The organism is Roseivirga sp. UBA1976 (assembly GCF_002336325.1).
Lineage (GTDB): Bacteria > Bacteroidota > Bacteroidia > Cytophagales > Cyclobacteriaceae > Roseivirga > Roseivirga thermotolerans.
Genome location: NZ_DDDQ01000114.1, coordinates 1 through 17,441, shown reverse-complemented (window position 1 = coordinate 17,441; position 17,441 = coordinate 1). Strand labels below are relative to the sequence as shown.

Here is a 17,441-nt window from a genome sequence, read left to right as displayed (position 1 = left end):
CCCATGCACAAAATTTTCTCCACCCTAGCATTATTGACATTAATCTCTAATTTTGCGCTGGCTCAAGGCAACGGATTTGGGCAGAAAATTGGCCATTTCGATTCAGAATACGTTCTTAGTCAGCTTCCTGAATACGCAGAAAAACAAAAGGAGCTGGAGGCTCTGGCAAAGACTTACGACAAAGAGGTACGAAGTTTGTACGATGAGCTCGAAAAGATGAGAGCCGAGCTAAGAGCCAATGAAGTATTGCTCACTCCGGCTATGATTGAAGAGCGAAAAAAGGCCATAGAAGCCAAAAGCCAGGAAGCGCTTCAAAAAAATACAGAGCTTTTTGGATTTGATGGCCTCTACTACAAAAAGGTAGACGAACTGCTAACACCTTTGCGTACCCGGCTGAACCTGGCCGTAGAGGTGATTGGAAAAAAACACGGACTGGACTATATCTTTGATAAGGCAGCCGATGTGGGTATAATTTACAGCAACCCGGTTCATGACTATACTGAATTTATACTGGAAGAACTGGGAGCACAGAAAAAGAGAAATTAAAGAAATTAAATAAGGATTATGATGCGTAAACTAATAGTGATGATTGCTTTTCTGTCAGTAGCGGCAGTTGCAAAGGCTCAGGAATTTAAGATTGGATATACCTTCCTTGAATTTATTGTATTCAACATGCCCGAGATGGAATCTATTTCTTCAGAATTAGAAACCTACGAAGCTCAGTTGGGAGCGCAGATTGAAGCTAAGCAGAAAGATATTCAAACCAAATATGCTCAATTACAGCAAATGGCTCAGCAGCCTAATGCCAATCAGGTAGTATTGCAAGAGAAGGAGAATGAACTCATAAACCTTCAGGAACAATTGCAAAAGTTCAGAGTTCAGGCCGATCAGGCTTATAGGATGAAAGAAACAGAAAAAATTAATCCTGTATATGCAAAAGTGCAGGACGCCATTGAGGCTGTTCGAAAAGAAAATGGGTTCGCTCTTATTTTAAACTCAAGGGTTGCAGCCAATTCGGCAGGTATTGTTTTGGCTGCTGACGAGTCTCTAAACATCACAGAGTTGGTGTTTAAGAAATTAGGTGTGCCAATGCCAAAAGAAGAACCAAGTGGCAATGCGGCTCCTACCGGAAATAACTAGAATAAAATTTTAAATGATAATGGAGGCTGTTTTTTAGAAGACAGCCTCTTTTTTTTACCTTCAATTCTATGAAACCTGCCCCTTTAAAACCAGGCGACAAAATAGCCATTGTAGCTACAGCTAAGAGACTAGAGAAGTCTATCGAACCGGGGCTTGGAATATTAGCCTCCTGGGGGCTTGATGTATGCAAAGGGCAGTTTCTTAATAACCCAGATGAGTATTTTGCAGCGAGCGATGCCAATCGCCTGGCCGATTTACAATGGGCTATGGACAATCCGGATGTTAAAGCTATTTGCTTTGCCAGAGGGGGGTATGGAACCACAAGAATCTTAGATCAGGCAGACTATAGCTCTTTTTCTCAGAACCCGAAATGGACAATTGGTTTTAGTGACTTAACCGGTTTTCAGTTGCAAATGGCTTCGTTGGGTATAGCGGCTGTTCACGGCCCCATGGCCTACACCCTTGGGCAAGACGATGCTTCTGATGTAGCCCTTAAAAATCTACTTTTTGGGGAACAGCAGTTTGCCATTGAGCTGAACCCTATGAGGCATTCAGCGGAAGGCAAGTGCATGGCAGCCATTACCGGAGGGAACCTAAGTCTTATTTATGAGTCTATAGGGGCCGCCAATGAAATGGTTTGTGATGGAAAGATTCTATTTCTGGAAGAAGTGGGAGAAAGCTTATATGCCGTAGACCGTATGCTCAATAAACTAAAGCGAACGGGTAAGTTAGATCGACTGGCCGGACTTATTGTAGGAGACTTTAGCCACATTAACGATCCGGCAGGTTATTTCAGTAGAGACTGCTATGCACTCATCGCTTCATATTTCTACAACCTGAACATACCCAAGGCCTTTGGTTTTCCCGGAGGGCACGAAAACAGAAACATATCCCTACTTATGAATGCTCCCGTCCAAATGACGGTTGAGTCAGGCATTCTATATCTGGACTATAAATAGGACGCTTATATTAGAAAACCGGCCAGTAATCCTGCCAGAATGATTAATGGAGGAGGCACCTTTGTATAGGTGAGCAGAAGGAAGGTTCCAATAACTACCGAAACGTTCATTACCGAGTTATCTATAGGCTCGAACAGCAAGAAGGCTGCTGCAGCAACCATGCCCGCACTAGCAGCATGAATACCTTCTAAGGATGCTCGCACAACTCTATATTTTTTGAGGCTGTCCCAAAAGCGGATGACAAAGAAAATGAGAAAAGTACCCGGTAGAAATATGCCGCAGGCGGCTATAAAGCCACCTAGTATTTGTCCTCCGATACCGAGATCGCGAACGGAGAGAGCCCCCACAAACGAACTCACCGAAAAAGTAGGGCCGGGAACCGCCTGTACCATGGCCAGCCCGGAAAGAAACTCTTCTGAACTCAGGTAGCCTTTAAATTCTACGAATTCCTTGTTAAGAAATGGAATAAGTACCTGCCCACCTCCAAAAATGAGACTTCCGTTTCGATAGAAATTTTCGAACAGTAGGACTATACGGTCTTGAGTGAACGCACCCAACAAAGCGGCAGCAATGAGTACCAAACCCCAAAGGGTAAAGTTGCCCCATTTGATTCTCACCTTTTCCTTAACTTCTATTTCTTGTTTTTTATACTTAAAGGCGGTGAGCGTACCGGCAAAAACCAACACAATTGGCAGGGCGGCAGGTTTGGAAATAAAGTAGGTGACTATAGCAGAGAGTGCCATTAGAGCCCCGGCAGTTTTGGTAGTCACCATTTTTGAGGCAATAACGTAGGCTCCATAACTTATGAAACCAACGGCCATAGGTTGTATAAACCGGGTAAATTCCAGGCTAAAGTTCTTGGTTTGATACCTGTCTACTAAAATGGCTGCCGTAGTCATTATAGCTACTGCAGGTAACATCCAAACCAGCAAGGTAAGGTAGGCAAGGTTGGCACCACCAATTCTAAACCCAATAGCCGTTATGGTTTGTGTGGAGGTAGGCCCTGGTAATATCTGACAGAGAGCATATAGCTCCATGAGTTCTTCTTCAGAAACATAGCCACGCTTCTTAACCATTATTTTAAGAAGCATGGCTAAATGTGCCTGTGGGCCACCAAAAGCGCTAATGGCCAAAATGAATACATCTTTTAGAAAGATGAAGTATCGAATGCGTTTTACCGCTGGCACTTCCTCTTATTTTTTTCGAAGGCCAATCTCGGCCAAACGTTGCTCTAGGAACTCGCCCGCAGTAATATCGTCATACAACTTAGGGTGTGCATCATCTATACAGCTCTCCAGGCAAGTAAGATCCATTTCAGACCTTGGGTGCATAAAGAAAGGTATGGAGTACCGCGATGTACCCATTTTGTCTTTCGGAGGGTTAACCACTCTGTGAATGGTAGACTTAAGCTTGTTGTTGGTATGTCTTGAAAGCATATCGCCAACATTTACTACCAGTTGGTCCGGTAGGGCAGTAATAGGGATCCATTTACCATCATTCCTGAGCACTTGCAGACCATCAGCACTTGCTCCCATCAATAATGTAATCAGGTTAATGTCGCCATGCTCAGCGGCACGAACTGCATCGGCCGGAACCGCCTCCGGGTTTTCAATTGGGAAGTAGTGGATAGGTCTTAAAATACTATTTCCGTTGTGCACTTTTTGGTCAAAATAGTGTTCGTCCAAACCCAGATAAAGAGCGATAGCCTGAAGCATTTTTACCCCGGCATTTTCCAAAGTTTTGTATACTTCCTTACCAATGGCTTCCATTTCAGGCACTTCTTCAGGCCATATATTGTCCGGATACTCATTTTTTATGGGGTCACCATCGGTTACCTCCTGACCAATGTGGTAGAACTCCTTCAGGTCTCCAGTGCTTCGGCCTTTCGCATGTTCTTTTCCTTTGCCAATATAGCCTCTCTGGCCCGCTAGTTCCGGTACTTCATATTTCTGCTTCACTTCATCGGGCAGAGCAAAAAACTTTTGAATAGCCGCATAGAGTTTTTCGGTCATTTCATTGGTTAAGCCATGGTTTTTAATGGCTACGAAACCAATGTTGTTATAGGCTGCTCCCAGATCTTGAACGAAAGCCTCTTTTTGTTCCGGGCTTCCATTAGTAAAATGTGCAAGGTCTAGCGATGGCACTTCATCATATAGAATTGAGCTCATGAGAATAATATTTGACTTGTAAATTAAACATAAAGTGTCGATTTCAGCTACTCATTATCGTTTTCAACACGTCTATCGACTTTATTTCCTTCAGACTATCTGTATGAACCTGGTAAAACTTAATAATATGGTCGAGCAAATCGCGCCTCAAGGCATTACTCAAACCAATATGGGTTCCCATTTTTTCATGCATGAGCTGGTCGAGCAGAGCGAGCTCATCTGTTACTAAATTAAAATGATATCCGGCCTCAGCCAGTTGGTCAATAAGGTCGGCTCCGTTGGCGGGGCCAAAGCCCATAAATGCACTGGCTTTAAGAAGTAATTGCAAATGAAAATTGTTGAGGTATTCAGATTGGTTGTCGAATAGTATTAGCGACTGTTCCAAAAAAAGAAAGAGCTCTTCATTAGGCGATTCGTTTCGTAGCACTTTACCAAATACTTCTGTCAGAAACATGCCTATTGCCCTTTTGGTAGGGTGGAAAGGCAATTGCTGATAGCTGAGAGAGAAGCGGGCCTCAGAAATGCGCTGAATGTCTTTGCCGGGTTTATGGTACACCATCAGGTCGAGCAAAGAAAGCGGTTGGTAGAGGGCCGTTTTGCCCCGGGCCTTTTGGCTCCTTACGCCATTCACTATGTAGGACTGCATCCCGTAGTTTTGCGTAAAAATACGCGCGATAATGGAGGTTTCGCTGTACTTAATTGTGCCCAGCACAAGCCCTTTGGTGTGGTATAGCATTAGATAACCACTATTTTAGTTACATAGGTTTCTGTTCCAAGTTCATTGGTACTAAACACCAGATAGACCCCGGTTTTTACCCTGGTGCCGTTTACATCTCGTACATCCCAAATGGCTGTACTGCCATTGGCCCGTAAGTTTTTTACCAGCTTTCCTGATACATCTGTAATTTTCAGAAAAGCATTATTCACCAAACCTTCTATTACTACTGAACCTTCAAACCCGGGCTTAACAGGATTAGGGTATGCCACTACATCTTCATGCCTATCGGTACCTAATGTGGCGTCACCTCTAAAAGAAACCATACCCAAAGGAGTGGCAATAAACAACTCGCCCGTTTGTGGCGCCAATGCCAGAGAAACAATGTGGTTGGAAGGCAGTGGACTATTGTTGATAGTGAAATGATAGATCAGCTCATCGCCCGATTCGGAGAATAGCCAGAGACCATTACTTCTGGTGGCAAACCACTTTCTGTTGGCCGGGTCAACTACCATATCGGTAATGTACTCATTGCGAAGCAACAGACGGTTTTGATATATCGGTATTGAAGCCGTAAGCGATTGATTGTTTAACACAGCACCCGGATTGGTGAAGAAGGCCATGCCCTGACTGGTGGTGACCCAAACAAACAAGTCATTATCTGAATAAATCGATGTAATCTCATTGCTGGGCAAGCCGCCTTGCCCTCCGTTGAGATTTAAATGTCTGGAGCGCCCCGATTCATCATCGTATACTACGATTCCTCCACCAAAATCAGGGTCTATGGTAAGCCATTTGAGTCCGGTTGGTCCCACAAAAACATCAATGGCATAACGCGCCAAATCGTGGGGAGGAGTATAGCTTTGCCAGGTATTGGTAGAAGGGTTGAATGAGAAGAGCGAGGGGCTTCGATCATGCAGTGTCAGCCATAAAAGTCCGTTGTTATCTGAAGTTACCGCGGTTGCTCTGTATTCATTTTGGGCATTGGGCTGAGGTGCCTGGGCACTCGTTCCCGGTTGCGAAACATCATTTACTCCGGTCCATTCTAGCAGCCCGTGTTCAAACGAAACCACGTATGAGGTTTCGCCAATTCTTTCTACATCTACTATGTTTTGGATTGGTTCATTGTTCCATATGAATGAATAATTGGCCCAAAGGTTGGTTTCAACATCGAACTCACCTATGAAACCTTGGCCGGAAACCCGGTTGTTGAAAGAGCTGCTATTGAAAGCGATTTTTCCCTGGTTAAACTGACCGTTGTGCAGAGTATCGCCCATTGGCCCGGCCGGCATAAACTGTTCAAAATCTGACTGGGAAGGAATAGCCCTCAAAAGCCCTTTTTGGGAAGTAGCCAGCCAGATAAAGGGAGGGTTCTGCGCAGAATAATTTACTCGGCCTGACGATGCTGAAACGGCCACCGATTGGGTAAGCTGTGATCCATTGAGCTGATATACTCGATCATGAGTGGTAATCCATAATTCTTCATTCGTGCCTTCCAGGCGCACAATGGTGGAGGGGAAATTTTCTGTAAACTGCCAACCAGCCGATGTTTTCTGAAACAAATCGGTTTCACTACCGGCAAAAAGCCCATCATTGGTCTCGGCAATGGTTTCGAAACCTATTCCTGTGAGCGCCCTCTTCCAGTTGTTAAAGTCTTGCCGGTTGGTACCGTTGTTAAGGCTGGCCGAAAGCAGACCATCGGCCGTAGCGGCATATATACTATCGTTATCGAAATGCAGATCGTAGATGGCCAGAGGGCTTCCGTTTTGCCCCAGGTTCTGATAGGCTTCGCTAATTTCATTCCGGCTTAGGTTGTACACTATAATACCCAAATCTCCGGCCAGGTAAATATTGCCATTGTGGGCTTTTATGGAATGGTATTTTTTAGAAAGGGTGGTCTGGAAGTTTTTTACCGTATTGATATTACGGACAGAGGACGGGCCTACCAGGTCGATGTTGCCGTTCTTATAGCCAATCACCAATGTTTTTTCATCGGAGAGCAGGCCAATGGCACCTATGCCTACATCGGATAAGCCGGTTAGTTTGTTAAGCTTGGTCAGGCTCAACTCTTCCCTGTCAATACTAAAAATAGCCTGTTCAGTAGCCACAAAAATGGCCTCTGATCCCACCACTACTTGTTTTACATGCGTATAGCTAAAGTGTGTTTGCCAACCGAGTACAGGTATAGCACTCTGAGCCAGAGAAATTACCTGACTTATCAGCCAAAAGGCACCCATAAGTAAAGCCAGTCTTTTCACTTTTTCTTGTGCTGCTTTTCTTTTTGTCCCTGGTAGAAGTATTTACGGTTTCGGGCCTGATAAATATCTTTTTCTCCCAGTTCAACAGTTTTATCGCTATCGGTAAGCTTAAAGGAGAAAGAAGCCAAAGACCCGCTCACAGCACAAATGGCGTGCAGTTTGGTTACAAACTCGGCAATAGCCAAGAGATAGGGCATAGGTCCAAAAGGCTGCCCGTTGGCGTCCATGTCAAGGCCTGCAACAATTACTCTTTTGCCTCCATTGGCTAGTTTACGGCAGACATCTACAATGTCTTTGTCAAAAAATTGAGCTTCGTCAATACCAATTACATCGCTGTCGCCAGCCAGCAGCAAAATGTCTGAAGCAAACTGTACGGGGGTAGAGCGAATGGCTGTTTTGTTGTGCGAAACCACATCTTGCTCATCGTAACGAGTATCCAGTGCCGGTTTGAAAATTTCCACTTTCTGTCGGGCAATGGTGGCTCTTCTAAGCCTGCGGATTAGTTCTTCCGTTTTGCCTGAAAACATACAGCCGCATATTACCTCTATGCTTCCCGTGGTATGCTCTCCGGAAATATTGGTCTGTGGCTCAAGAAACATATCAGTCCGTATAGGTTAAATGTGGAAACTTATTCTGTTCAGCTACACTCACCTCAATATCGCCATTTAGGGTGTTTTGACAGGCCAAGCGCTCGTTTTCTTTTAATCTACCCAAATCTATCAACTTTTGCTCGGCCTCATTAGGAGCAGAAAAGTGCTCCTGGCCTGAATGAATGACCATACGGCAAGATGTGCACCTCCCTTTGGCACCACAAGCAAACATCCAATCAATCTGATGGTCATGAATAATTTTGAGGATTGAATCGTTACTAGTGGGAACATCAATCAGTTTATTATTCAGATTTCGGATCAGGATTTTGGGCATTATGATTTAATTTAACTTTGAAAAACTGCCGTACATGCTTTATCAACTAAAACAGTCAGAAGTACTAACAGTGAGCCAGAAAATTGGCGAATCTATCTGCGATAAAACTTTTCAAAATTATACAAAAATAGATGGAGAGCAGTTGATTTCTCTCACCAATTCAAGACAAGTCAACTCTTTCATCATCCGATCGCTTTTTAATCAGTGGCGCAAAGAGGTAGAGCGCTTGGAAAGCCCGTATTTCGATTTTAAGCACGAGAAAGTACAGGCGGCTTTAAAGGGTTTTATGAATGTGCTTTCCAACCACATCAGTATTGATAGAAAGCATTTAGAGCCCATACTTAATCAGGCAATTGCCGATACCGTGCTCATAGTGTTTGAACCCAGGGTATTTTTAGAAACGGTGCTGGAGCGATTGGCTAAACCTCAGGATTTTAAACGACAGTTTAAATACATAAAGAACAACCGGGAACTCTTTAAAAAGCTGGTGGATCAGATGGGTGATTTTGATACAAAAGCCAGTGTTTTGCAGATCTACGATGGGCTCGATCCATCGAATAAGGAAGAGGTAAATGCACCTGCTTTTCTGGAAAAGCTCAATGCTGGTCATTTGCTACACAATCTGTTTGATGAAAAAGAAGAACCCAAGCCAGAAAAACCTACTGAGCCGGAAGTTTCCGCTAATGTAGCCTCCAAAGTTGTGGCGGAAGAGCTTGCCGTTGAAAAGAAGGAAGAAAAAGCAGCGACAACGCTCAACGACAGATTTGAAAAAGGTAATAAAAGCCAGACTCTTGCGGAAAAGCTGCAGAGAAAGGTGAATAAATCAATTGAGGCCAGCCTTACTTTGAATGAGAAATTTATGTTTCAGAACAACCTCTTTCATGGGGATAATAGTCGAATGAAACAGGCCTTTGCAGCTATCGATGAAGCGGAGAGCCTTCAGGAAGCGCTAAATAAAGCCAATACTTTTAATGATGGCTGGGATATGGACAGCGAGGAAGTGGAGGCTTTTATGGGTGTGCTGGAGCGAAGGTTTGCGTAAGACAGTTATATCAGTTGATTGGAAATCAGTTAATGGTGTAAACCATCCACAGGGTTTTCTGAAGAGGACATGGATTGTTTGAACGGAATTCATCTTATTCCTGATTATAAACTTCGGTTCGATTAATCAAATAAAACTCAAAGAAATCGAATAGGGACTTTCGCGGTGTAACATCTCTCCAAAAGTTTACTTACAAAGATTAAAATAAGCCTAAGAACATTCGGGTAATTGTGGATATTAACTTTTGGAGGGTTTCTCACATTCTATCTGCCTAAGTTTCTTCTTAAAAGGGGCACTGAAGAAAGTGGTTCACCTGAATCCACTGAGGAAGATGCGGTGCATACAGATCAATTTTCTGCTTTTGGGAGGACTAGTTTAGCTTTCTACTAAAAAAATAGTTATAATGATGTGTCATAGACACACATGAATAAGAAAGCTTTTCTTCTGCCCCTACTTCTCCTGATATTTTTTACAGGATGTGACAAAAGGCCGTACAAGAACCTTCCGGAAATTGATTTGGTAGAGTCACCAAATCAAGCCATAATCATTATCAATAATTCAACTGACTCTCCAATCTCAATTGACTTACTTGATTCAGGTTGGAATCAAAGTTCAGCCGGATTGCTTACCAGTTACAAGGAGATCGATACGCTTTCTTTAAAAATCAACCAAACGGCAAGGATTGTTATCCATTCTCTGATAAGTTATCCAGAGACTAGATTTGTTTCTCCAGGGGACACACTAAGGATGGATTTAAAACCTTCTGAATTGCAGCTTGAATCCACCGATAGACTCAATGCGCAAAAATTGATTGAAGAAAGAAGTGAGGCTTTATTGAAGATTGATTCATTGTACAATTTGTTCATCATAGCCGATTCAAGTAAGGCAATGCGTGGTAGGAATGACTTAAGTATCAGCTTGCTTGTTCCTGTGTCTGGGGATAAGTCTATGATCAAGAGCAACCCAAAATTGCTAGACGAATTAGTGAACAGACTGGTTGATCAATTGGAGTTTGTTCCAACAACTCTTTCCGAAACGAATAACTTTGAATTAGAAGCTATTCAGGGTCTCAAGTATGAGATAGACCGTCATGAGGCTTTTATAAGGCTCAGGCTTCTAATCAGCCAGTTTGATAGACCGGAAATCCGAGATAAAATATTCGATTCAAACCTTTACCAAACAGACCTATCTATAAAGAGCCCATTTGCATACGGTTATTTAGTTTTTTTCATAAAGGAATATGTGCTTGAAGGCATTGAGGATAGGTCAAGCAACAAAGCTTACATTGATTACAAATTAGCCTATGAAAAACTTCCAGAATATTTAGAAGGTAACCTTCTAAAAACCGCACGAAAACTATGCTTGGAAAAGATGATAGATTATGGAGAAAGCCATGTTAGAGATGAATCTCTTTAAAGACCTCCTTGGAAAAGAGAGGTTCAAAAAATCTTCTTTGACCTTCATAAAACCACCCGTTGGTTGTCATCTCCAATAGGTGATCTTCAGATTTAATGATGAGTGTCATCTCATTAATAGAGTAATCTGTTGAATTTACAGTAAAGTAGCGTGCTAGTCTTAAAGGAACACCTAGTTTCAGAAGCCAAGCCATTGGTGAATACCATTTGGGATCAATGATCTCCTTTCCTTTGATTAATAGTACTTGTGAAACGCTATCAAATCTGAAGATGAGGTTTTCTACATTGCCAGAGTGAAATACACGTGCCAATAGGCCCTGCTCATATTTTTGGAAGGCACACTTATGGTTTTCTTTAAGAGAACTCTTTTTGGTGTGGCTCTCGAATTTCTTCAAAAAGAAAGATGTGCTACCCAATGCTTTTCTGGACTTGATGTCGGGCTTTATAGGTTTCCCTAAGATCCTTTTAATTTCAAATTCAGATAACTTTTGTCCTTTGGATGTTGTCATTCCCCTAATGTCTTGAAAGCACCTGTGCTCTGTGCATATCTATTTTGAGCAGCACAAAGAGCATAATGGTAAACGACCATAGGGATGACCCACCATAACTTATAAATGGCAGAGGGATTCCAACAACGGGAAACAGACCAATGGTCATGGCAATGTTGATGGTAAAGTGAAAGAATATAATACCAGCAACGGCATAGCCATAGAACCGGGCAAATTTAGACTTTTGTCGTTCGGCTATAAAAACCAAGCGCATAACCAAGGCTATGAACAAGAAAATAAGTACAGCGCAGCCCAACCAGCCATGTTCTTCGGCCAGGGTACTAAAAATAAAGTCGGTGCTTTGTTCGGGTACATAGCCAAATTTTGTTTGGGTGCCTTCTAAAAAACCCTTACCGGAAAAGCCGCCTGAACCAATAGCAATTTTAGATTGCTCCAGGTTCCAGCCTTCAGCCTTTGGGTTCACCAGTTCGGGCCGAAAAATGGCTTCTATTCTGCTCCTCTGATAGGGCTTAATTAGGTTATTGAGAAAATAGTCTATTCCAAAAACAAATGAGCTGATGACCAGCATTAGGGCAATGGTCGACAGTATTCTCTTACGGCTTTTTTCCTGAAAAAGGATGAGTAAGAGAGTGAGCGAACCTATACCAATGAAAATATATGGCTGAGGAACCAAAAGGGTTAAAATAAAGAGTACGGCTGCAGAGATGCCCAGAATAAGATATATGGCAGGAAAACCTTCTCTGTATAGTGGAATGAGCAGTGCAGCGAACACCATAGCCGAACCGGTGTCAGGCTGAAGCTGTATGAGGCCTATGGGAATGAGAATCATAAGGAGAGCCTTCACCTGGGTACTAAAGTCGGTGAGTTTTACATTGGTTGTGGCAATGTATCGGCCCATAAAAAGAGCCGTGGCCAGTTTAGTAAACTCTGCCGGCTGCAACCGAAACGAACCTATCTCGAACCATGCCTTTGCTCCATTTACCTCGCGACCAAAAACCAAAACCCCGGCCAGGAGCAAGATCATAAACACGTAAAGAATGGGAGCAAACGATTCATAAATACGGAAATCGAGAAGCAAGATGACAACAATCAGTATTACTGATGTACCTATCCAAAGGAGCTGCTTGCCCGATTCCAGACTCAGATCGAAAATGTTCTGGTCTTGTACCGGGTCATATACAGAGGCATATATGTTTGTCCAGCCCAGTACAACCAGGGTGAAGTAAAGAAAGACCACCAGCCAGTCTAAATCGCCAAAAAGTCCGCCTTCTCTTCTCAATTCTCTTGTTGTAAGCCTATGAGGTATTTTTTGTTAAGGATATAATCTTCTCTCTTGGCCCAGGTTTCTTTAATGTAACCTCGCAGGTATTTTTCAATAACCAGGCTGGCGGTTACTGCCGAGGCGCCTCCACCCCATCCGGCATTTTCTGTGTATACTGCAATGGCAATTTTGGGGTTATCAGCAGGGGCAAAAGCCATAAATACAGAGTGATCAAGCGATTCATTCTTCACCCCATTTTCGGCTGTTCCAGTCTTTCCGGCAATTGGTATATCGGGGATTACAGCCCGCCCGGCTGTTTTCTTTACAGCCCGAACCATGCCCTCAATAATGGCGGGGTAGTACTCATCGCCACGCCCGGTATAGTGTTTCTCATATTCCAGTTCTGTGATTTCTCCATTTTCTTCATAAGCTTTCACCAAATGGGGCGTAACATAATATCCACGGTTGGCAATTATGGCAGCCAGATTGGCCACCTGAAGAGGAGTTACCTCCAGCTCTCCCTGCCCAATTGAAAGAGAGTATATGGTGCTATAGGCCCAGCTTCCCTTTTCGCGAGGGTACTTTTTGTGATAAAATTCAGCATCAGGTACTGTACCACCAATTTCACCAGGAATATCTAGCCCCAAAGGGCTGCCAAAGCCAAATCGTCTTACTGCTTCTGCCCACTTGTCCAGCCCTATGTGTGTATCTGTAAACTTACTGCTCGATACGTTCTGGTTCACAGTTCGCCTCATTACTTCCCAAAAGTAGTTGTTAGAAGAGAACTCTATACCGCGAGCCACATCGTATGGGCCTAGCGGTGCATGGTCTCCCAGTCGCAGTCTGTCAACAATTATGGGTTCATTAGGTTTAATCACTCCCTCATCGAGAGCAATCAGTGCTTGCACAGTTTTAAATATGGAGCCCGGAGGGTATTTGGCCTGAATAGCCCTGTTGAGCAGAGGGCCTGTTGTGTCATTTTTAATTTGCTCGAAGTACTTGCCAAAATTCTTGCCAGACAGCTGATTGGGGTCGTACGATGGCACCGAAACCATAGCAAGAATTTCTCCTGTAGAGGGTTCAATAGCTACTAAACTACCACGCTTACCTGCCATTAGCTTTTCGGCATAGCTCTGAAGTTCCAGATGGATGGTGGTGATGAGGTTTTTGCCCGGTACGGAAGGGATGTCCAGCTCACCGTTTTTGTAGCTTCCTTTTTCTATACCGTTTACATTCACCAGCTTACGGCTTTCTCCTCTTTCTCCCCGCAAGGCCTTTTCATAGTACTGTTCCAGGCCGGTAAGCCCTTTGTAGTCGCCAGACTTGTAATAGTTGGTGGTGTCTCTGTCCAGGTCTCGCTGACTCACTTCTCCAATGTAACCTACTTGTGTGGCCAAAATAGGCTTGGTATATCTTCTTACAGTTCTGGGGTTTACATATAGCCCCGAGTACTTGTACATATGGTCCTGTATCTGGGCATATTTTTCGTGCGGTATTTTTTTGAGTAGGGCAGAGGGTTTAACTCCGGAGTATTCTTTGGCCTTCTGCAGGTTAGTACGAAATTGTTCTTCGGTAATGTCAAAGAGTTGGCAAAACTCTGCGGTGTCTCCAATGTAAAGGTCGCGCGGAACCACCATTAAATCATAAATAGGCTCATTATAAACAATGAGTCTTTTTTCACGATCATACATGAGCCCCCGGAAGGGGTATTCGGTTATGGTATGAATAATATTGCGATCGGCTTTGAGTTGGTATGTTTTATCTACCACCTGAAGAGCAAAGAGCTTGATGAGGAAAATCAAGCCTACAAAAATAAACAGACCCTGAATAACCAGTCTTCTATTTTCGAGCATGGGTTAATTGGTTTTTGGATAAAAAAGATACTGCGCAAATACCACAAATACCAATGTTATAACCGTAGAAACCAGGGCTTTTGTTACGGTATGCCAAAACAATTGTGCGGTACCGGCTTCTACAAAAAACACTACCAGGCAATAAACCAGCACTAAGGGTGTGGCATAGCCCAAAAACCACTGTAATCCGTAAGTGCCAATGGTGGTCATGTCGTTTGGTTCATACCCTCCACGAGGGAGCACGGCCTTTAGCCATGTAGGACGCACAAACATGATAAATACTGCTGCCGAAGCATGAATACCCAACGACTGGTAGAACAAGTCAAGAATGAGGGCACTAATGAGCCCCAATATCATACCGGCCGTAAAACCCACCTCCATGGGTAAGCTAAGCAGGAAAAGGAGATAGACAAAAGCAAACCCAACCTGAAAGAGCACAAAGTTTCGGAACACCAGTATTTGCACCAGCATAAGCAGTATAAACGATACCGTAAGTAGAACAATGTGCTTACTCATTGATGATTTCGGGATTTAAGTTTATGAGCGAATCCTGTTCGGGCTTTTTATGGTTTTTAATAATGTAAACAAACGAAAGGCTACCAAAGTCTACACTTAGGTCTATTTCAATATTCAGGTACGTATTATTCTTATCAGGCTCACTGCTTCTAACCGTACCTACCATAATTTCTTTTGGGAAAATGGCATTGTAGCCGGAGGTTACAATGGTGTCGCCCGGTTCTACGGGTACATCGGGGGTTAGGTAGAGCAGTCGGGCAGTTTTAGGGTTTACCCCTTCCCAAAGCACGGTGCCCATTCTTCCTGAAGGTTGGTGTTTTACTGAGGTTGGGTTTTTAATGTTGAGTAACGAAATACCCTCTGAAAACTCCTTGCTCACTCCTCGTATTTTACCCACTACTCCCAGTGAGTTGATTACTCCCATACCCTCTTCAATGCCATCTTTGGCTCCTTTATTAATCATAAAGAAGTTTTTAGTACTGCGAATATCGTTTCGAATAATTTCGGCAGTAATCAACTCAAAAGAAAGAGCGGTAGTATCGGCTGAATCGACCGGTATGAGATTACCCGCCAACGAATCTGTGGGCAGCGGCTCTAAAGAGAGCAGCAAGGACCTCAGTCGGGCGTTTTCTTCAGCCAACTGCTGGTTTGTTTTTTTTAGACTAAAGTATTCGGAAATGTTGCCGGTAGACTCATTGATGGTGCCTACTGTGGCCGACATCAGGCTGTTGAAGCTACTTCGCTGGTAATCGTTATGCCGAACAATTAGCCATATACATATTAACTCAAGGAGCAAAAATGTAAAGAATGCCCTAAACCGATATAGGAATGAAAGTAGCTGACCCATTCATTCAGATTATGTCATTAACACTGCTCTGTATGAATTGATGTTTTTCAGGGCTTCGCCTGTTCCACGAACTACAGCTCTAAGCGGATCGTCTGCAATGTGTATTGGTAGCTTGGTTTTCAAAGCTAAACGCTTGTCAAGCCCTTTCAGCATGGCACCACCACCTGTCAGATAGATACCTCTGTCGTAAATGTCGGCAGAGAGTTCTGGTGGTGAAATCTCCAAAGCTTTGAGCACTGCTTCTTCAATTTTTGAAACGGACTTATCCAGAGCGAAAGCAATTTCTGAGTAGGAAATCTTAATTACCTTCGGAATTCCCGTCATCAAGTCACGACCTCTGATCTCGTAATCTTCTGGGGCATCTTCCAGTTCGGTTAGGGCAGAGCCTATAGCTATTTTTACCTTTTCGGCACTGCGCTCACCAATAAGAAGGTTGTGTTGCCTTCTCATGTAGTCCAAAATGTCTTTGGTAAAAGTATCGCCCGCTACACGGATAGACTGGTCGCACACTATACCGCTCAATGCGATAACGGCAATCTCTGTAGTACCTCCTCCGATATCAACAATCATAGAGCCTACCGGCTCATCTATTTTAATACCTGTACCAATGGCCGCAGCAATAGGTTCATAAATCATGTATACCTCTTTAGCGTTGGCATGTTCGGCAGAGTCTCTAACCGCACGTTTTTCTACTTCGGTAATGCCTGAAGGAATACAAATGACCATTCGGTGAGAAGAAGGCATAAAGCTTCTTTTCTTCAGGTCGATCATTTTGATCATCCCTTTGATCATCATTTCGGCTGCCTCGAAATCCGCAATCACACCGTCTTTCAGAGGCCTGATGGTCTTGATGTTTTCATGCGTCTTTTCGTGCATGTTCATGGCCTCTTTGCCAATGGCCAAAACTTTATTGGTGTTCTTATCTATGGCAATGATAGACGGTTCGTCTACCACTATCTTGTCCCTGTGAATAATAAGCGTATTGGCTGTTCCAAGGTCTATGGCAATATCGCTGGTTAGAAAATCGAAAAAACCCATTTGAGTTGGTCTCCTTCTTGTTTAAATAATTGGACTAATGTAATGATTCGTTAAAAGCTAGCCTAATCAAAATTAGTGTTTAAAGTGTCTTGTGCCTGTAAACACCATGGCCATGTTGTGCTCATCGCAGAAATTTATCGACAATTCGTCTTTGATGGAGCCTCCGGGCTGAATTACGGCTTCTATCCCTTCACCATGGGCAATTTCCACGCAGTCGGGAAAAGGGAAGAAGGCATCTGAGGCCATTACGGCTCCCTGAAGCTCAAAACCAAAAGATTTGGCCTTCTCTATGGCCTGCTTGAGCGCATCAACCCTGGATGTTTGGCCAACACCACTTGCCAACATTTGATTCTCTGTGGCCAGAATTATGGTGTTCGATTTGGTGTGCTTGCAAACCTTGGAGGCAAATACCAAAGCTCTTTTTTGTGCCTCGGTTACCTGCTTTTTAGTTACGGTTTTAAAATCGGCCGCTTGATCAGTTACCAGGTCTCTATCTTGCACAATAACACCGTTGAGCAAACTCTTATATTGCTTTTTAGCTGTTAGGTTTTGCTTTTTAACAAGTAATATTCTGTTCTTCTTGCCCTTCAATAAATCCAAAGCTTCCGGCTCGAAACCCGGGGCAATTAGTACTTCGAAGAAAAGTTTGTTCAATTCTTCGGCAGCAGCAAGGTCTATGGTTTGATTAGAAACTAAAACGCCCCCAAAAGCACTCACAGTATCGGCAGCAAAGGCCTTGAGATAAGCATCTTTTACATCTGAGCCAATGGCCACCCCACAGGCATTTGTGTGCTTC

General features: G+C 43.5%; 17 protein-coding genes and 1 pseudogene. 5 read left to right on the top strand and 13 right to left on the bottom strand.

Features of this window, described 5'->3' with window-relative positions; all coding sequences use genetic code 11:
* The first annotated feature begins 3 nt into the window (after positions 1–3).
* The 3 genes from B3763_RS11295 to B3763_RS11285 all read left to right on the top strand — a co-directional run bounded on the left by B3763_RS11295 (position 4) and on the right by B3763_RS11285 (position 2,099).
* Positions 4–546 (top strand): OmpH family outer membrane protein, encoded by a 543-nt coding sequence (locus tag B3763_RS11295; protein WP_189628647.1) that lies wholly within the window; start codon positions 4–6, stop codon positions 544–546.
* An 18-nt stretch (positions 547–564) separates the two neighbouring features.
* The gene (locus B3763_RS11290; protein ID WP_286746557.1) at positions 565–1,140 is read left to right on the top strand and encodes an OmpH family outer membrane protein; all 576 of its coding nucleotides are present in this window, start codon (positions 565–567) and stop codon (positions 1,138–1,140) included.
* Positions 1,141–1,208: 68 nt separating this feature from the next.
* Positions 1,209–2,099: a S66 peptidase family protein gene (locus tag B3763_RS11285; RefSeq protein ID WP_286746555.1), complete on the top strand. Its 891-nt coding sequence runs from the start codon at positions 1,209–1,211 to the stop codon at positions 2,097–2,099.
* A gap of 5 nt (positions 2,100–2,104) precedes the next feature.
* Here the strand turns inward: B3763_RS11285 and chrA are convergent, their stop codons facing one another.
* From chrA to B3763_RS11255, 6 genes are read right to left on the bottom strand one after another with little or no spacing between them, the layout of a single operon-like run.
* On the bottom strand, positions 2,105–3,286 hold the full coding sequence (gene chrA, locus B3763_RS11280) for a chromate efflux transporter (RefSeq protein ID WP_189628644.1): 1,182 nt from the start codon (positions 3,284–3,286) through the stop codon (positions 2,105–2,107).
* A 6-nt stretch (positions 3,287–3,292) separates the two neighbouring features.
* Positions 3,293–4,267 (bottom strand): isopenicillin N synthase family dioxygenase, encoded by a 975-nt coding sequence (locus tag B3763_RS11275; protein WP_286746553.1) that lies wholly within the window; start codon positions 4,265–4,267, stop codon positions 3,293–3,295.
* Positions 4,268–4,310: 43 nt separating this feature from the next.
* On the bottom strand, positions 4,311–5,003 hold the full coding sequence (gene recO, locus B3763_RS11270; protein WP_286746551.1) for a DNA repair protein RecO: 693 nt from the start codon (positions 5,001–5,003) through the stop codon (positions 4,311–4,313).
* A complete protein-coding gene (locus tag B3763_RS11265; protein ID WP_286746549.1) occupies positions 5,003–7,240 on the bottom strand; it encodes a T9SS type A sorting domain-containing protein in 2,238 nt (745 codons plus the stop codon). Before B3763_RS11265 ends, recO begins: the two co-directional genes overlap by 1 nt.
* Positions 7,237–7,839 carry a thymidine kinase gene (locus B3763_RS11260; RefSeq protein ID WP_189628640.1) on the bottom strand — a complete coding sequence of 201 codons (603 nt, stop codon included), beginning with the start codon at positions 7,837–7,839 and terminating at the stop codon, positions 7,237–7,239. The genes B3763_RS11265 and B3763_RS11260 overlap by 4 nt, the downstream gene beginning before the upstream one ends.
* A 1-nt stretch (position 7,840) precedes the next feature.
* Complete coding sequence (locus B3763_RS11255) at positions 7,841–8,164, bottom strand: 2Fe-2S iron-sulfur cluster-binding protein (RefSeq protein WP_189628639.1); 324 nt, start codon at positions 8,162–8,164, stop codon at positions 7,841–7,843.
* 34 nt (positions 8,165–8,198) lie between these two features.
* Between B3763_RS11255 and B3763_RS11250 the strand changes: the two genes are divergently transcribed.
* Both B3763_RS11250 and B3763_RS11245 read left to right on the top strand, forming a co-directional pair.
* A complete protein-coding gene (locus tag B3763_RS11250; RefSeq protein ID WP_286746546.1) occupies positions 8,199–9,206 on the top strand; it encodes a hypothetical protein in 1,008 nt (335 codons plus the stop codon).
* Between the two features lie 423 nt (positions 9,207–9,629).
* A complete protein-coding gene (locus B3763_RS11245) occupies positions 9,630–10,622 on the top strand; it encodes a hypothetical protein (protein WP_286746544.1) in 993 nt (330 codons plus the stop codon).
* On the opposite strand, the gene B3763_RS11240 is transcribed toward B3763_RS11245, so the two are convergent.
* The 7 genes and pseudogenes from B3763_RS11240 to B3763_RS11210 form a co-directional block, all read right to left on the bottom strand.
* Entirely contained in the window at positions 10,603–11,130 is a 528-nt protein-coding gene (locus B3763_RS11240) for a hypothetical protein (protein WP_286746542.1), read from the bottom strand. The two genes, B3763_RS11245 and B3763_RS11240, sit on opposite strands and share 20 nt — an antisense overlap.
* 4 nt (positions 11,131–11,134) lie before the next feature.
* On the bottom strand, positions 11,135–12,409 hold the full coding sequence (gene rodA / locus B3763_RS11235) for a rod shape-determining protein RodA (RefSeq protein ID WP_286746540.1): 1,275 nt from the start codon (positions 12,407–12,409) through the stop codon (positions 11,135–11,137).
* Positions 12,406–14,244: a penicillin-binding protein 2 gene (gene mrdA / locus B3763_RS11230; RefSeq protein ID WP_286746538.1), complete on the bottom strand. Its 1,839-nt coding sequence runs from the start codon at positions 14,242–14,244 to the stop codon at positions 12,406–12,408. The genes rodA and mrdA overlap by 4 nt, the downstream gene beginning before the upstream one ends.
* Positions 14,245–14,247: 3 nt before the next feature.
* Positions 14,248–14,760 (bottom strand): Rod shape-determining protein MreD, encoded by a 513-nt coding sequence (locus tag B3763_RS11225; protein ID WP_286746536.1) that lies wholly within the window; start codon positions 14,758–14,760, stop codon positions 14,248–14,250.
* Positions 14,753–15,607, bottom strand: coding sequence for a rod shape-determining protein MreC (gene mreC, locus B3763_RS11220; RefSeq protein WP_189628631.1), 855 nt, complete (start codon positions 15,605–15,607; stop codon positions 14,753–14,755). Before mreC ends, B3763_RS11225 begins: the two co-directional genes overlap by 8 nt.
* Before the next feature lie 9 nt (positions 15,608–15,616).
* Positions 15,617–16,645: a rod shape-determining protein gene (locus B3763_RS11215; RefSeq protein WP_189628630.1), complete on the bottom strand. Its 1,029-nt coding sequence runs from the start codon at positions 16,643–16,645 to the stop codon at positions 15,617–15,619.
* A gap of 72 nt (positions 16,646–16,717) precedes the next feature.
* A pseudogene (locus B3763_RS11210) lies at positions 16,718–17,441 on the bottom strand (bifunctional phosphoribosylaminoimidazolecarboxamide formyltransferase/IMP cyclohydrolase PurH); the annotation flags it as partial.

Excerpts from the sequence above, each read along its gene's own strand:
- B3763_RS11295 (WP_189628647.1), top strand. The coding sequence starts at position 4 with ATGCACAAAATTTTCTCCACCCTAGCATTATTGACATTAATCTCTAAT.
- B3763_RS11290 (WP_286746557.1), top strand. The coding sequence starts at position 565 with ATGATGCGTAAACTAATAGTGATGATTGCTTTTCTGTCAGTAGCGGCA.
- B3763_RS11285 (WP_286746555.1), top strand. The coding sequence starts at position 1,209 with ATGAAACCTGCCCCTTTAAAACCAGGCGACAAAATAGCCATTGTAGCT.
- B3763_RS11275 (WP_286746553.1), bottom strand. The coding sequence starts at position 4,267 with ATGAGCTCAATTCTATATGATGAAGTGCCATCGCTAGACCTTGCACAT.
- recO (WP_286746551.1), bottom strand. The coding sequence starts at position 5,003 with ATGCTATACCACACCAAAGGGCTTGTGCTGGGCACAATTAAGTACAGC.
- B3763_RS11260 (WP_189628640.1), bottom strand. The coding sequence starts at position 7,839 with ATGTTTCTTGAGCCACAGACCAATATTTCCGGAGAGCATACCACGGGA.
- B3763_RS11255 (WP_189628639.1), bottom strand. The coding sequence starts at position 8,164 with ATGCCCAAAATCCTGATCCGAAATCTGAATAATAAACTGATTGATGTT.
- B3763_RS11250 (WP_286746546.1), top strand. The coding sequence starts at position 8,199 with ATGCTTTATCAACTAAAACAGTCAGAAGTACTAACAGTGAGCCAGAAA.
- B3763_RS11245 (WP_286746544.1), top strand. The coding sequence starts at position 9,630 with ATGAATAAGAAAGCTTTTCTTCTGCCCCTACTTCTCCTGATATTTTTT.
- B3763_RS11240 (WP_286746542.1), bottom strand. The coding sequence starts at position 11,130 with ATGACAACATCCAAAGGACAAAAGTTATCTGAATTTGAAATTAAAAGG.
- mrdA (WP_286746538.1), bottom strand. The coding sequence starts at position 14,244 with ATGCTCGAAAATAGAAGACTGGTTATTCAGGGTCTGTTTATTTTTGTA.
- B3763_RS11225 (WP_286746536.1), bottom strand. The coding sequence starts at position 14,760 with ATGAGTAAGCACATTGTTCTACTTACGGTATCGTTTATACTGCTTATG.
- mreC (WP_189628631.1), bottom strand. The coding sequence starts at position 15,607 with ATGGGTCAGCTACTTTCATTCCTATATCGGTTTAGGGCATTCTTTACA.
- B3763_RS11215 (WP_189628630.1), bottom strand. The coding sequence starts at position 16,645 with ATGGGTTTTTTCGATTTTCTAACCAGCGATATTGCCATAGACCTTGGA.